This window comes from Nitratireductor kimnyeongensis, assembly GCF_019891395.1.
Classification (GTDB): Bacteria; Pseudomonadota; Alphaproteobacteria; order Rhizobiales; family Rhizobiaceae; genus Nitratireductor; species Nitratireductor kimnyeongensis.
Genome location: NZ_CP078143.1, coordinates 2,944,328 through 2,958,141, shown reverse-complemented (window position 1 = coordinate 2,958,141; position 13,814 = coordinate 2,944,328). Strand labels below are relative to the sequence as shown.

13 protein-coding genes are annotated in these 13,814 nt (G+C 63.0%); 5 read left to right on the top strand and 8 right to left on the bottom strand.

Annotated elements, in window-relative coordinates; all coding sequences use genetic code 11:
• Positions 1 to 39: 39 nt before the first annotated feature.
• Positions 40 to 489 (bottom strand): RT0821/Lpp0805 family surface protein, encoded by a 450-nt coding sequence (locus KW403_RS14055; RefSeq protein ID WP_223020084.1) that lies wholly within the window; start codon positions 487 to 489, stop codon positions 40 to 42.
• Between the two features lie 79 nt (positions 490 to 568).
• Between KW403_RS14055 and pdxH the strand changes: the two genes are divergently transcribed.
• A complete protein-coding gene (gene pdxH / locus KW403_RS14050) occupies positions 569 to 1,186 on the top strand; it encodes a pyridoxamine 5'-phosphate oxidase (protein WP_223020083.1) in 618 nt (205 codons plus the stop codon).
• 118 nt (positions 1,187 to 1,304) lie between these two features.
• On the opposite strand, the gene KW403_RS14045 is transcribed toward pdxH, so the two are convergent.
• Both KW403_RS14045 and KW403_RS14040 read right to left on the bottom strand, forming a co-directional pair.
• Entirely contained in the window at positions 1,305 to 2,051 is a 747-nt protein-coding gene (locus tag KW403_RS14045; protein ID WP_223020082.1) for a crotonase/enoyl-CoA hydratase family protein, read from the bottom strand.
• Positions 2,052 to 2,061: 10 nt separating this feature from the next.
• Complete coding sequence (locus KW403_RS14040) at positions 2,062 to 3,834, bottom strand: acyl-CoA dehydrogenase family protein (RefSeq protein WP_223020081.1); 1,773 nt, start codon at positions 3,832 to 3,834, stop codon at positions 2,062 to 2,064.
• A gap of 216 nt (positions 3,835 to 4,050) precedes the next feature.
• Between KW403_RS14040 and KW403_RS14035 the strand changes: the two genes are divergently transcribed.
• Positions 4,051 to 4,287: a hypothetical protein gene (locus KW403_RS14035; RefSeq protein ID WP_223020080.1), complete on the top strand. Its 237-nt coding sequence runs from the start codon at positions 4,051 to 4,053 to the stop codon at positions 4,285 to 4,287.
• Positions 4,288 to 4,322: 35 nt separating this feature from the next.
• Here KW403_RS14035 and purD read toward each other — a convergent pair whose 3' ends face one another.
• Positions 4,323 to 5,597 carry a phosphoribosylamine--glycine ligase gene (gene purD, locus KW403_RS14030; protein WP_223020079.1) on the bottom strand — a complete coding sequence of 425 codons (1,275 nt, stop codon included), beginning with the start codon at positions 5,595 to 5,597 and terminating at the stop codon, positions 4,323 to 4,325.
• 159 nt (positions 5,598 to 5,756) lie between these two features.
• Between purD and ubiA the strand changes: the two genes are divergently transcribed.
• On the top strand, positions 5,757 to 6,740 hold the full coding sequence (ubiA, locus tag KW403_RS14025) for a 4-hydroxybenzoate octaprenyltransferase (RefSeq protein ID WP_223020078.1): 984 nt from the start codon (positions 5,757 to 5,759) through the stop codon (positions 6,738 to 6,740).
• A 9-nt stretch (positions 6,741 to 6,749) separates the two neighbouring features.
• On the opposite strand, the gene KW403_RS14020 is transcribed toward ubiA, so the two are convergent.
• From KW403_RS14020 to KW403_RS14010, 3 genes are all read right to left on the bottom strand, one after another.
• Positions 6,750 to 7,313 (bottom strand): DUF6101 family protein, encoded by a 564-nt coding sequence (locus tag KW403_RS14020; RefSeq protein WP_025029476.1) that lies wholly within the window; start codon positions 7,311 to 7,313, stop codon positions 6,750 to 6,752.
• A 273-nt stretch (positions 7,314 to 7,586) separates the two neighbouring features.
• Complete coding sequence (locus tag KW403_RS14015; protein ID WP_223020077.1) at positions 7,587 to 9,002, bottom strand: FAD-binding oxidoreductase; 1,416 nt, start codon at positions 9,000 to 9,002, stop codon at positions 7,587 to 7,589.
• Between the two features lie 22 nt (positions 9,003 to 9,024).
• Positions 9,025 to 9,981 carry an L-threonylcarbamoyladenylate synthase gene (locus tag KW403_RS14010; protein ID WP_223020076.1) on the bottom strand — a complete coding sequence of 319 codons (957 nt, stop codon included), beginning with the start codon at positions 9,979 to 9,981 and terminating at the stop codon, positions 9,025 to 9,027.
• Between the two features lie 292 nt (positions 9,982 to 10,273).
• Here KW403_RS14010 and KW403_RS14005 point away from each other — a divergent pair, with 292 nt between their 5' ends.
• Positions 10,274 to 10,810 (top strand): hypothetical protein, encoded by a 537-nt coding sequence (locus tag KW403_RS14005; RefSeq protein WP_223020075.1) that lies wholly within the window; start codon positions 10,274 to 10,276, stop codon positions 10,808 to 10,810.
• A 100-nt stretch (positions 10,811 to 10,910) separates the two neighbouring features.
• Positions 10,911 to 11,324, top strand: a complete 414-nt coding sequence (locus KW403_RS14000; RefSeq protein WP_223020074.1) for a hypothetical protein — start codon at positions 10,911 to 10,913, stop codon at positions 11,322 to 11,324.
• Here the strand turns inward: KW403_RS14000 and glyS are convergent, their stop codons facing one another.
• Positions 11,325 to 13,679, bottom strand: a complete 2,355-nt coding sequence (gene glyS, locus KW403_RS13995) for a glycine--tRNA ligase subunit beta (RefSeq protein ID WP_223020073.1) — start codon at positions 13,677 to 13,679, stop codon at positions 11,325 to 11,327.
• Positions 13,680 to 13,814 lie beyond the last annotated feature (135 nt).

Genomic DNA, 13,814 nt, shown 5'->3' with positions numbered 1-13,814 from the left:
GCTAGGAAGAAATTCCAGAGCTTTAGCCGGATTTGCCCGTCAAACAGCCTCAAATTCATCGATCTGCCACCCGAATTCCGGATCCACGCAGAGTCTGCCGCGATAAAGGCGGATCCCGTCGAAACTTTCGCGCGATGTAGTGAAATGCCGGCAATTCCCATTTGCATCTTCGATCATATAAGAAACCACACCCTGAACACCGCTATCCTCATCCGCCCATGATACCGGCAACTCCCCTTCCAGATTCGGGCCAAGCTGGGCGACCATCGCCTGCAGCAAGGCCGCGGTTCCGGCCGGAAAGCCCTCTGACCCGGCATGGTTCATGGCGGGCAATGGTGTGGACATGCTCTCGACGGGGGGCGCAATCGCCCCCGTGACAAGCGATCGGTCAATGTCGGCTTCTCCCACGTCGAGCGCCGAAAGGCTGCAGCCGGTAAGGAGAATCACGCCCACCAGACCGGTAAGACGCCCAAAACAACGCAGACCCAAGGCTATGCTTCGAACTGGCGCTTGCGTTGCCCCCGACAATCGGCATTCTCCCCGTAGAATAAGCGAACAGGCAGCCAGTATGATTGACGAGACGTTAAAATCCGGTGACTTCACTGAGCGCAACGAGCCTTTCCGGCTTTTTGCGGAATGGCTTGAAGACGCCACCAGATCCGAGCCCAATGACCCCAATGCACTGGCTCTCGCCACCGTCGACCCCGATGGAATGCCCAATGTGCGCATGGTTCTTCTCAAGGGTTTCGATGAGCGCGGCTTTGTCTTCTACACGAATTTCGAGAGCGCCAAGGGGGGCGAGATCCTGAGCGCGAAGAAAGCCGCCATGTGTTTTCACTGGAAGAGCCTGCGCCGTCAGGTGCGCATTCGCGGGCCGGTCGAAGTGGTGAGCGATGCCGAGGCGGACGAATACTACGCCTCGCGCCCGCGCGGCAGCCGCATCGGCGCCTGGGCCTCAAAACAGTCCCGCCCGCTCGAAAGCCGCTTCGCGCTGGAAAAGGCGGTTGCCGAATACACGGCGAAGTTTGCGGTCGGCACCATCCCGCGCCCGTCGCACTGGTCGGGCCTCAGGATCATTCCGCGATCCATTGAATTCTGGCACGACCGCCCTTTCCGCCTGCACGACCGCGTGGTCTTCAGCCGCGACAAAAACGGCGACTGGCAGACGGAGCGGCTTTATCCGTAAAAGACCGAGCCACAATAACAGCCTCCTTCTCCCCGCGAGCGGGGAGAAGGTCCCGGCAGGGGGATGAGGGGCAGGCGTTGCATCACTGACCGAGGCATCCAACGCCCCTCGGCCCGCCCTACTTGCGGCTCATGAAAGCCATGAAAGCGGCACGCGCTTCATCCGATTTCAGACGGGCGCGAAAATGCTCACCCTCTTCCCGAATGCGCGCGACAACATCGTCGCGCGGCCCGCGCAACAGATTGCGGGCGATGCGCAACGCCTCCGGCGGTTTTGCGGCAAGCGCTTCCGCTGCATTGAAAGCCGCATCTTCGAGCTCTTCCTGCCCCACCACGCGGTGGATCAGCCCAGCCGCGCGCGCATCCTCTGCCGGCAGCCCTTCGGCCAGCGCCAACATGGCGAAGGCGCGCTGATGGCCCATAAGCGCCGGTCCCAACAGGCTCGACCCCGCCTCCGGCACGAGCCCCAGATCCACGAACGGCGTGGAAAACACGGTTGCCGGCGTCGCGAAGGTCAGGTCGCAATGCATGTGGATTGTCGTGCCGATCCCCACCGCGATGCCGTCCACGCCCGAGACGAGCGGCTTTTGAGCCCCGGCCAGCGCCAGAAGAAAATCATAGACCTCCTCGCCGCCCTCCCCGCCGGCGGCCACCGCCATGAAATCGGCAAGGTCATTGCCCGCCGAAAACGCACCGGGCGTGCCCAGAAGCACGTGGCAGCGCAGCGCGTCATCCGCGTCACCTGCCTTCAGCGCATCGGCCATCGCCGCATACATGGCACGGGTGATGGCGTTTTTCTTTTCCGGACGGTTCAGCCGGATCACCTGCACCGCACCGCGCCGCTCGATAAGAACATGCTCGCTCATGATCGTCTCCTCAGACCGAAAGCAGGGCGTCGGCCGCCGCATCGAGGCTCGCCGCCCCTTCCGTCACCCTCTGCCTGAGCGCACCCGTCTCGCCGAGCAGGTTCTCCGCCATGAAACGCACCAGTGCGGCGTGACCCGAATTTTCGTTTCCGCACGCCGCGCGCGCATTGAACGCGACACCAATGACGAGAGAGAACAGCCGCAAATAGGGCGTTGCGCCCGCCAGCGCCTCATTCACCTGCCCATTGGAAAGCGCTTCGGTCATGAAGCCGGTCGCCGCTTCGAGATCGTCCAGCGCCGCAGCCAGCCTCTCGCCGGTCTTGCCAAGAGAGGATGCCGCATGAGCCGCCTTCTGGTCGGCGCGCAGCTCCTTGATGAGAGCAGCCACCGCCTCGCCGCCTTCAAGTGGCAGCTTGCGCATGACGAGGTCGATTGCCTGAATGCCGTTGGTGCCCTCATAGATCGGCGCGATCCGCGCATCGCGGTAAAGCGCGGCAGCCCCCGTCTCCTCCACATAGCCCATGCCGCCATGAACCTGCAGGCCAAGCGATGCAACCTCCACGCCCACATCGGTGGAAAAGGCCTTTGCCATGGGGGTGAGAATGTCCGCGCGCGCCTGCCAGGCCTTCGCCTCGTCACCCTCGCCAAGCCGCGCCCGGTCGATCGCATAGCCACAGGCATAGGTGATCGCGCGCGCCATCTGTGTCTCTGCCTTCATGGTCAAAAGCGTGCGCTTGATGTCGGGATGCTCGGCGATCGGGCTCATCCCGCCATCCTTGGGCGCACCCGCGGCCCGGCCCTGCCGGCGCTCCTGCGCATAGGACATTGCCTTCTGCGTAGCCGCCTCGGCAATCCCCACACCCTGCATGCCGACCGCCAGCCGGGCATTGTTCATCATGGTGAACATGCAGGCGAGACCCCGGTTTTCCTCGCCTATCAGCCAGCCGACAGCACCCGGCGTCTCGCCGAACTTGCCGTCGCCATAGATCATGGTGCAGGTGGGAGAGGCGTGAATGCCGAGCTTGTGTTCCATGGAGGCGCAGAAAACATCGTTGCGCTCACCCAGCGTACCATTCTCGTGGACGAGATATTTGGGCACCAGAAAAAGCGAAATGCCTTTCGTGCCCGCCGGCGCATCCGGCAGCCTTGCCAGCACAAGATGCACAATGTTGTCGGTGAAATCCTGTTCGCCATAGGTAATGAAGATCTTTTGGCCGAAGATGCGATAGGTCCCGTCGCCCACCGGTTCCGCCCGCGCCTTGAGCGCGTTGAGGTCGGAGCCAGCCTGCGGCTCCGTCAAATTCATCGTGCCCATCCATTCGCCCGAGACGAGCTTTTCAAGATAGGTCTTCTGCAATTCAGGTGTCGCGTGCTTCTCCAGCGCTTCGATTGCCCCAATGGTCAGTGTCGGACCGATGGCAAACGCCATTGAACCGGAGTTCCACATCTCCATCGTCGCAACGGAAAGCAACGTCGGCAGGCCCTGCCCGCCAAATTCCTCAGGAGCGGCAAGCCCGTTCCATCCGCCCTCGCACCAGCGCCGGTAAAGGTCGGCCCAGCCCTGCGGCGTGGTGACGGTGCCGTCCTTTAAGACCGCCCCCTTTTCGTCGCCCACTTTCGCAAGCGGCGCGATCTCCTCAGAAGCAAAGCGCCCGGCCTCGCCAATGATCGCATCGACCAGATCTTCGGAGAGATCGCCAAACCGGCCAGCATCCAGATCGGCGCCGAACCCGGTGACATGTTTCAGGGTGAAGGCGATTTCGTCGACCGGGGCTCGATACATGCTGCAATCCTCCTGATGTCCCGTCAGCGCCTGAAACTGCGGCGCGCGCCAAACTGTCCAGCGTGCGCCCGGGACCAAAATCTAGCCGCTCGACCACACCCCCGCCATCATACCTTGGCGCAAGATTGCTAGTTTCTTTTTACGTAAACGTCAATGTTGAAAACCTTGCAGCCCTCCCGCCCGAAGGTTAGAAACCATCCAAAGGAAGGAACCTCAATGCTTGCAAGACCGGAAAAGAACCGCTGCATCGAATGCGGAAAAATGTTCGGAACGCCGGGCTTTGCCTATCATGAGGGCCTGATCGAAAACGGCCCCGCCTACTGGGCGGATCGCGGCATTCTCTGTTCCATCGAGTGTTCGCTCACCCACCACAAAAAGCGGATGGCTGAAGGTACCGTGCCGGAAAAACCCGTTCCCGATCCATTCGAGACGGCGCATCTGTTCAAGGAATAGAACTGCAGAAAGCTAAGCGCCAACCCTGAGACCCCTCAGCCCTCACGCTCCACCGCGCGCCAGCCAATGTCGCGCCGGCAGAAGCCTTCCGGCCAGTCGATCAGATCGACCGCACGGTAAGCCTTTTCCTGAGCCTCTTTCACCGAGCCGCCCAGCGCGGTGACATTCAGCACCCGTCCGCCATTGGCCACCAGCGCGCCGTCCTTCATCGCGGTTCCCGCGTGAAAGATTTCGACACCGTCATCAACACCCGCAGCCTCCAATCCGCCGATCACGGTGCCTTTTTCGGGGCTCGCCGGGTAGCCTTTTGCCGCCAGCACCACGGTCAGCGCCGCCTCATCGCGCCAGCGGGCCGAGACATGCGCCAGTTGCCCGTCCACCGCCGCATTGATGAGAAGCAGAAGATCCTCCTTCAGCCGCATCATCAGCACCTGGCATTCCGGGTCGCCAAAACGCACATTGTATTCGATGAGCTTCGGACCGTCCGTCGTCAGCATGAGCCCGGCATAGAGAACGCCGGTGAACGGTGCGCCCATCTCCGCCATGCCCTCTAGAGTCGGCTCGATGATCTCGGCCATGGTGCGGGCAAGCGTTGTCTCATCCAGCACCGGGGCCGGCGAATAGGCGCCCATGCCACCCGTGTTCGGGCCCGCGTCGCCATCGCCCACGCGCTTGTGGTCCTGCGCGGTGCCGAAGGGCAACGCCGTCTTGCCATCGCAAAGACAGAAAAAGCTCGCCTCCTCACCCTCTAGAAATTCCTCCACCACCACAGAAGCGCCCGCAGCGCCGAAGCTGCCGTCGAAACACTCGTCGATGGCAGCGATGGCCTCATCCTCCGACATGGCCACGGTCACGCCCTTGCCAGCGGCAAGCCCATCCGCCTTGATGACGATGGGCGCGCCCTGCTCGCGCACATAGTCGCGCGCTGCCAGCGCGTTATCAAATCGTCCATAGGCTGCAGTGGGGATCGCCTTGCGGTCGCATAGTTCCTTGGTGAAGCTTTTGGACCCTTCAAGCCGGGCAGCGGCCGCACTCGGGCCAAAAACACGGATCTCCGCCGCATTCAGAGCATCGGCAAGGCCGGCCACGAGCGGCGCTTCCGGCCCGACCACGACGAGCGCGATGGCCTTTTCTTTGCAGAAGGCGACAACAGCCGCATGGTCGGAAACGTCAAGCGCCACGCATTCAGCGTCCCCTGCCATGCCGGGGTTCCCGGGCGCTGCATAAAGTTTCGTCAAAACCGGAGATGCCGCCAGCTTCCAGGCCAGTGCATGCTCGCGGCCACCGGACCCGATCAGGAGAACATTCATCGTGCGCATCCCCGCTTGTTCAATCTTTGCTTCGGGCTATGGCCCTTCGCGCCGAAAATCAAGGCGCTTGTCCGCCGTTCCCCGAGAGAAACGCTTGACGCGGAGAGGCGGGCTTGCCACTCCCTTCAGGACAGACACACGAAAACGGACATGTTCGCCATGGAAAAGATCCAGTCCCGCCAAGGTCAGGGCCGCGTCGCCGATGCCCCTTCCGGCCACTGGGTCTATCGCGTCATGCCGCGCGGCATGTGGCCCTATGCTCAGCTTGCGCGGTGGGACCGTCCCATTGGCTGGCAGTTGCTTCTGTGGCCCTGCCTCTGGTCCACGGCTCTTGCCGCCTCTGCCTATGCGCAGCCCGGCGCCCCCCTTGCCGAGGTGCTTCCCTCCATCTGGCACATCCTGCTCTTTCTCGTCGGGGCGATTGCCATGCGCGGGGCCGGCTGCACCTACAACGACCTCGTGGATGAGCGCATCGACAATGCCGTTGAGCGCACGCGCTCCCGCCCCCTACCCTCGGGACAGGTTACGCGCGGGCAGGCCTGGGCCTTCCTTCTGGCGCAGGCGCTGCTGGGGCTTCTGGTGCTCGTGCAGTTCAATGCCTTTGCCATCGCACTCGGCTTCGCCTCGCTCATTGTCGTGGCGATCTATCCCTTCGCAAAGCGATTCACGAACTGGCCGCAACTCTTTCTGGGACTTGCCTTTTCCTGGGGTGCGCTGATGGGCTGGGCGGCGGATTTCGAGAGCCTGTCGCTCGCGCCCTTGCTTCTGTATTTCGGCTCCATCCTGTGGGTCATCGGCTATGACACGATCTATGCCCATCAAGACAAGGAAGATGATGCCATTGTCGGCGTTCGCTCGACGGCCCGCCTGTTCGGAGAAAAAACCCGACAGTGGCTGATTGCGCTTTATGGCGGCGCACTTCTTTTCTTTGCGGTCGCCTTCGCGCTTGCCGAAGTGCCGATGCCAGCACTTGCCGGCCTGGTGGCAGCAGGCGCCCATTTAGCACGGCAAATCCGGGTCATCGACATCGACAACCCGGATCAGTGTCTGGCGCTCTTCCGCTCCAACAATGTTGTCGGCTGGCTGATCTTTCTCGGCCTGATCGGCGGTGGTCTGTGGGCCGTGATCAGCCCACAATTCTGACCGGCGCGATCAGTCGCGGGCGATAATCTCCGCTCCGCCAACAACCATGCGCACACCCAGGCTGCCGCACCGGCGACGTGCGAGGAAACGCGGGCGGCGCGCCCGAACGGCATGGCCCTGACGCCGATGCTTCGGCGGGTTTGCCTTCACCTCTCCAATGCTCTCTTCGAGCGGCCGGGCCAGTCCGTCGGCCTCGATCATCAGCATGGGCAGGCCCAGCGCTTCCGACCAGGCGCGCCAGTCAGCCGCCACATCGTCGAGATCGCCCGCCACCAAAAGCGGCACGCACAGCATCGCATCCGTGTGAAGCAGTTCGAGCGTCACCGTCACATCGCCCAGATCATCCTCGATGGCGCGCGCCGCAACACCACGAAACGCACGCGTGGGCAGGGCGAAGGTTACCGGCAGACCGCTCTTGTTGAGAACGCGCTTCATGCGCACGCCGCGATTGTCCACGGTAAAGGACACTTCGCCGAAATCGTCGTGCGATGCATAGCTCACCGCCTGTGGCAGGCGAAAGGGGTCGAGCCGCATTGCGCGGCCCGCCCAGACTGGCTTGAGCCCACTGTTCATGTTCTTGCCTTCCTGTCACTCCTGAGAGCCGGTTTTCCGGTTCTCTCACCGGGCCGTTTTCGGCCTCGTTATGGAAGGCACCCTAGCGCCTGGCCCGTTACCGTCAGGCTTAGAAAGTCGGTTAAATTTTGCTGACCTTACAGTTGGTTAGCGATTTCCAACCAAGTGTAACGATCTGGCAAGAGGCATGACCGGGAGGTAAATGGAGGCAGCCCCGGCAAGAAGGTGCCGGAGCGCAAGGCGCAATGCGCGACCCGCTCTACGACTTTGAAATCAGATCACCTTGCGCGGGTTCATGATGCCCGCCGGATCAAACGCTGCCTTCACCCGGCGCATCAGCTCCGTGGCGATGGCGGGTTGCGTGGCGATCAGCTCGTCGCGCTTCATGCGCCCGATGCCGTGTTCGGCTGAGAACGATCCGCCGAGATCGCGCACGATGGCGTGGATGGCGTCGTTCATTTTCCGGTAGAGCGCGAGATAGGCGTCGCGGTCGCCATCCTTCGGCTGCGAGATATTGTAGTGCAGATTGCCGTCGCCCATATGGCCGAAACACACCACGCGGCAGCCCGGCGCGACCTTCTGCGCCTCGTCGCCCGCACGCTCGATGAATTCGGGGATCGCCGCCACCGGCACGGAAATATCGTGCTTGATCGAGCCGCCTTCCGGCTTCTGCGCTTCCGACATGGATTCGCGCAGATGTCGGAAGGCATTGGCCTGGCCCTCGTTCTGGGCAATCGCAGCGTCCACCACCAGCCCTTCCTCGAAGGCGACCGTCAGCACCTCCTCCATCAGCTCCTTGGCATCATCTCCGGAACGCCCGGAGGAAATCTCGATCATCACATACCAGGAATGCGCCTCGGTCAGCGGATCGACAGAGCCCGGCACATGCGCCAGCGTGAAGGCAAGCGGCGTGCGCTCGATAAGCTCGAAGGCCGTCAGGCCATTGCCGGCGCGGTCATTGGCCAGTTCGAAAAAGCGCAGCGCATCGGCAGGCGTCGGCAGAGCCGCCCAGGCCAGTTCCCGCCCCTTGGGCATGGGAAAGAGCTTCACCACCGCCGCCGTGATCACGCCCAGCGTGCCCTCGCCGCCCACAAACAGATCTTTGAGATCGTAACCGGTGTTGTCCTTCTTGAGCTTGCGCAGATCGTCAAAGACCTCGCCGGTGGGCAGCACCACCTCGACACCGAGGCACAAATCCCGCGCCGTGCCATAGGCCAGCGCGCCAACGCCGCCCGCATTGGATGACAGATTGCCGCCGATCTGGCAGGAGCCCTGCGAACCGAGCGAAAGGGGAAACAGCCGATCCTTTTCGGCAGCCGCATCCTGCAGCACCTGCAGCACCACGCCGGCCTCCACCGTCGCCGTGTTGGATTTCAGATCGATCTCGCGGATCCTGTTGAGGCGCGAAAGCGAAAGCACGATTTCATTGCCTTCGCCGTCCGGCATCTGGCCGCCCACAAGGCCCGTATTGCCGCCCTGCGGAACGATCGCCGTCCCGGTTTCGCTGGCAAGCTTCAGGATCGCGCTCACCTCCTCTACAGAGCCCGGCCGCAGCACCATCGGCGTTTTCCCACGAAACAGCCCGCGTGGCTCGTCCTCATAAGGCGCAATCTCCTCGGCAGCGGTCAGCGCATGGCGCTCGCCGACGATTTTGGCAAAACGGGCGAGAAGAGCGGCATCGATGGTCATGAAGTTCTGGTTTCCTGAAGCGTTAGCAATCTCGGGGTGCGGCTGCGCGCGCGAGGCGATCATTGATGGCTTCGCCAAGCCCTTCAAGGGGCACCGGCTCGGCAGCGATTGTGGCAGCACCTGACCGGTCGAGCGCAAGCAGATGCGAAAAGAGGTTCGCCGCCGCCTCGCGCAGGTCTCCGGTCTGCGACAGGTTGCGCACCGCATGCGCACTCTCCGCCCCCGGTACGCGCTCCGATCCGAAGGCAAGCAGCGCCTCTCCCGGTTTCACCTCTGCCACACCGAGCCGCATATGGGCATTGGGCGCATAGTGAGAGGCAAGCATGCCGGGGGCCTGCACCCCCTTGGCACCACGCATCAGCGACATACCGGTGACGCGCTCGATCTCATCAGCCGCAACGCCACCCGGACGCAGAAGCGTGATGCCGTCTTCCCCAACCTTCACAATGGTGGATTCCAGCCCCACCGGCGTCCGGCCGCCATCCACGATCAAGGGAATGCGAGAGCCGAGATCAGCCTCGACAGCTTCAGCCGTCGTGCCGCTGATGCGGCCCGATGAATTGGCGCTCGGCGCCGCAACGGGGCGCTCCAGCGCTTCGATCACCCGCGCGCCAAAGCCTTTCGGGCAGCGCAGCGCAATCGTGTCGAGCCCGGCCGTCACCAACGGGTGAACGCCGGAACCGGCCCGATGCGGTAAAACAATCGTCAGTGGGCCCGGCCAGAAGGCATCCGCAAGGAGGCGCGCAAGCGGGTTGAAAACCGCGATGCGCTCCGCCATCTCCCGGTCCGCCACATGCGCGATCAGCGGGTTGAACTGCGGGCGTCCCTTGGTCTCATAGATCCGCGCCACCGCCTCGCCATTGGTAGCGTCGGCGGCAAGCCCATAAACCGTTTCCGTGGGAATGGCGATGGCCGCGCCTGATCGCAGCAGCTCCACCGCCCGTGGCAACGCCTCACTGTCCGGCAGAATGTCAGCCAAGAAACCCGTCCTTTCAAAATCCAACTGCTGACTATCGCGCCTTCCGGATGTGGGCAAGCATGGCAAAACGGAACAGCGCTTATTTCGTTCGTGGTCTGCTTTTGGGCAAAGACGCGGGGCTTCAATCAAACCTGCCCGTCACGGCATCACAAACATCGAGCATGAGAGCCAGCAAGTTCGCCAGCGAGTTCGCCAGGGAGGGAGTTTGTCGAATCTTAATGCATTTCGCGTTTTATAGCCTATGCGCGATGATACGCGCGTTATAACCGCCAATGATTGGGGGGAAGGAAGAATGCAGCCATGGCTGATCAAGCCACTGCTCGTCATCATGTTGCTTGCGTTCGCGGGCGGCACGAAGGCGACTTCCTTGCTCGAATTGACAGCCAAGCCCCCACAACACGCCACATCGACAGTAACGTTGCAGGAATACCGGCAAGAAACGCTCGACCGACCTGCAATGCTTGAAGTGCCGTTGTCCTATCCGGCTCCCTCCCTGAACCCGTCGCAATCAGTGGAAAAGCTTCGGCTTTCACCTTCCATGGTCGGCATTGGAACAGCGCTGCCCGACATGCATCCGGAGACCGGAGAAACCACCAGCGCCATCCCCCATGCCCCGCGCCGCATACCGCAGATCATCCGTGGCGGAGAAACCGTAACGCCGCCGCCGCGGCAGGCCACCGCACCCCAGCCGACCCCGGCCGAGCCTGCTGTCCAGACAGAACACCAGCCTGCCTCTCGCCCCAAGCCGGAGCCTGACAGCTCTGCGGCCGCGACGGCTCCTGCTTCTGCCCCTCGCCCCTCGGGTGGACCGGTGGGACAGCCCGAATAGGCTCATGCCATCAGGCTGACAGGAAAGCACTTCCCGGTACGCTTGACGTCCCACGCAGAGCGGCGCACCCTCCGCGCATCATTGTCCGGAGACCCCCGCCATGCTGACCTTCCTGAAAATCCTGCACCTGTTCGGCCTCATGCTGGGGGCCGCAGGCGGGCTGGGCGGGATGATGGTCGCAATTCAGGCCAAGCGCTCCGAGGGCGCGCCGTCGCCTGCTCTTCTGGCGCTGCGCCCGCGCTTCACGCTCGTCACGCTTTCAGGCGTTTTGCTCCTGTGGCTGACAGGGCTTTGGCTCTGGCTGGTGCGCTATGAGGGCGCGCTTTTGAGCACGGCCTTCCTGCTCAAGCTCGTGGCGGCAGCCTTCATCCTTGCCGTGGCCGTGCTTGGCTTCATGGCCGTCCGGCGTGGCCAGCCCGGCACCCCGCCACCAGCCTATCTGCAGCGGCTCGGCCCGCTGGCGGGCCTTGCCTCCTATATCGCCGTGGCGCTGGCGGTCTACGTGTTCGCGTAGCTACCCGGTGATTTTCGAGAAATCCGCGACCTGCGCCGTGGCGCTGCGGATGCGTGAAAGCAGCGCCAGACGGTTTGCCCGAACCGCTTCGTCTTCCGCATTGACCATCACGCCATCGAGGAAGGCATCGACCGGCTGGCGCAGCCGCGCCAGGAAGGAGAGCGCCTTCACATAATCATTGGCGGCGATGGCCTGAGCGGCAAAATTCTCCGCCTCTTCCAGACTGTCGAACAAAGCCCGCTCTTCATCGGTCTCGAAGAGCTCCGCATCGACCGTCTCGGCGATGGCCGTCCCCTTCTTTTCCGCATCGGCCACGATGTTCGCCGCCCGCTTGGCACCCGCCAGAAGGTTCTCGCCATCCGTGGTGGCCAGAAACTCCGAAAGCGCCTCCACGCGCCGCACGATCAGGAGGAGATCGTCATTGCCGTTTCCGGCAGTCTCGCCCGCCTGGTGCTGCCCCTCACCCTTACCCTCTCCCCGCGCACGGGTAGAGGGGGACACAGACGCTGCCGCCTCTTCCTTCTCCCCGCCTGCGGGGAGAAGGTGGCCCGAAGGGTCGGATGAGGGGCCGGCACCACGGCTCGCCAAAACCGCATCGATCAGATCATACCGCGCACCCTGATCGCGGAGATAGACTTTGAGACGGTCATGGAAGAAGGAGAGGAGGTCTAGAGCATATGTTTCAAAAACATCTTGACCTTCGGTCTTCTGCACAGCCTTCTCGATATTGGGGCGGGCTCCCGGTGTATCGACGATCCACCGGAAAAACTCTAGCAGGTTGAGGCCAATCCCATTCTCCGAAAGTATGCGGATCACACCCAGCGCCGCGCGTCTCAGCGCGTAAGGATCTTTCGACCCCGTCGGCTTCTCGTCAATCGCCCAGAACCCCACAAGCATATCGAGCTTGTCGGCCAGCGCGACGGCCACGGCCACCGGGTCGGTCGGCACGGCGTCGTTCGGCCCCTGCGGCTTGTAATGATCCTCGATGGCCGCCGCCACTGCGGCGCTTTCGCCCTGTAGCTCGGCATATTTGCGGCCCATGAAGCCCTGCAGCTCGGGGAATTCCCCCACCACCTCGGTCTGGAGATCGGCCTTGGCCAGATGCGCCGCGCGCACGGCCTCCGCCGGGTCCGCCCCCACCACAGGCGCAAGCTCTCTCGCCAGTGCTACGATGCGCGCCACGCGCTCACCCTGCGTGCCGAGTTTGGCATGGAAGGTCACGCCCAGATGGTCGAGCCGCGCCATGCGCTGGTCGAGCGGCTTTGAAAGATCGAGCCCGAATTTTTCAGCCGAGCCCTCAAGCTTGCCGAGGTCAGGCAGCGCCGCCTGATCCGTCTTCCAGAAATAGAGCGCATCGGAAAGCCGCGCGCGCACCACCTTGCCATTGCCGTGCGCAATTTCCCTGCCGCCGTCCTTCGCCTCGATATTGGCGGTGATGACGAAGCGGTTGGACAGCTTTTCCGTCTCGCCCTGCGGGCGGCAGACAAAGCATTTCTGGTTGGCGCGGATGGTCAGCCGGATCACCTCCGGCGGAATGGTCAGATAGTCTTCCTCGAATTCACCCAGAAGCACCACAGGCCATTCCACGAGGCCGGAGACCTCTTCCAGAAGCCCCTCGTCTTCCACCAGCTCCAGCCCGTTGGCAAAGGCGAGATTGCGCGCGTCGTCGAGGATGATGCGCTTGCGGCGGTCGGGGTCGAGCACGACCTTCGCCGCTTCCAGCTTTTCCACGTAATCATCAAAGCGCCGCACGGTGATGGCGTCGGGCGCATGGAAGCGGTGGCCATAGGTGACATTGCCGGAGCGGATGCCATCGATCTCGAAATCCACCACCACCGGCTCCTCGGTTTCCGGCCCGAAGGTGCACAGGATCGATTGCAGCGGGCGCACCCAGCGCAGGCTGCCGGGCTTTGCCGAGGCAGCGCCCCAGCGCATGGATTTCGGCCACGGGAAATTGCGGATGATGCCCGGCATGATGTCGGCGACAATCTGTTCCGCCGCCCGGCCGGGCTTCTCGATCACCGCGACATAGAAATCGCCCTTCTTGGGGTCGCTCTGAACCTCGGCCTCATCGATGGAGGAAAGCCCCGCCCCGCGCAAAAAGCCCTGAATGGCCTTTTCCGGCGCGTCGGTGCGCGGGCCCTTGCGCTCCTCGCGCACATCCTTCGAGCGGGCGGTCACGCCGCGAATATCGAGCGCCAGCCGGCGTGGCGTCCAGTATTCGGTCGCCGCCTCATAGGTGAGCCCCGCATCCACCAGACCGTCCGTCACCAACTTCTTCAAGTCGCCGGCGGCCTTGCGCTGCATGCGGGCTGGAATTTCCTCGGAGCGGAGTTCGAGAAGAAGATCGGGCATTGGGAGGTCTCTGAAAAGCGGACTGTATCGCGCCCGGCAATAGCAACTCCGCCCGCCAATGTCACCCGCCACGCGGTGCGAATGAACCTTTTCGTCGCCGGCAGCGACGAACAGGCATCAGATCACACCCGGACG

Bases quoted from the DNA above. Each gene is read 5' to 3' on its own strand.
- KW403_RS14020 (WP_025029476.1), bottom strand. From the start codon at position 7,313: ATGAACAGTGGGCTCAAGCCAGTCTGGGCGGGCCGCGCAATGCGGCTC.
- KW403_RS14035 (WP_223020080.1), top strand. From the start codon at position 4,051: ATGCTTGCAAGACCGGAAAAGAACCGCTGCATCGAATGCGGAAAAATG.
- KW403_RS14015 (WP_223020077.1), bottom strand. From the start codon at position 9,002: ATGACCATCGATGCCGCTCTTCTCGCCCGTTTTGCCAAAATCGTCGGC.
- KW403_RS14000 (WP_223020074.1), top strand. From the start codon at position 10,911: ATGCTGACCTTCCTGAAAATCCTGCACCTGTTCGGCCTCATGCTGGGG.
- ubiA (WP_223020078.1), top strand. From the start codon at position 5,757: ATGGAAAAGATCCAGTCCCGCCAAGGTCAGGGCCGCGTCGCCGATGCC.
- purD (WP_223020079.1), bottom strand. From the start codon at position 5,597: ATGAATGTTCTCCTGATCGGGTCCGGTGGCCGCGAGCATGCACTGGCC.
- pdxH (WP_223020083.1), top strand. From the start codon at position 569: ATGATTGACGAGACGTTAAAATCCGGTGACTTCACTGAGCGCAACGAG.
- KW403_RS14040 (WP_223020081.1), bottom strand. From the start codon at position 3,834: ATGTATCGAGCCCCGGTCGACGAAATCGCCTTCACCCTGAAACATGTC.
- KW403_RS14005 (WP_223020075.1), top strand. From the start codon at position 10,274: ATGCAGCCATGGCTGATCAAGCCACTGCTCGTCATCATGTTGCTTGCG.
- glyS (WP_223020073.1), bottom strand. From the start codon at position 13,679: ATGCCCGATCTTCTTCTCGAACTCCGCTCCGAGGAAATTCCAGCCCGC.
- KW403_RS14045 (WP_223020082.1), bottom strand. From the start codon at position 2,051: ATGAGCGAGCATGTTCTTATCGAGCGGCGCGGTGCGGTGCAGGTGATC.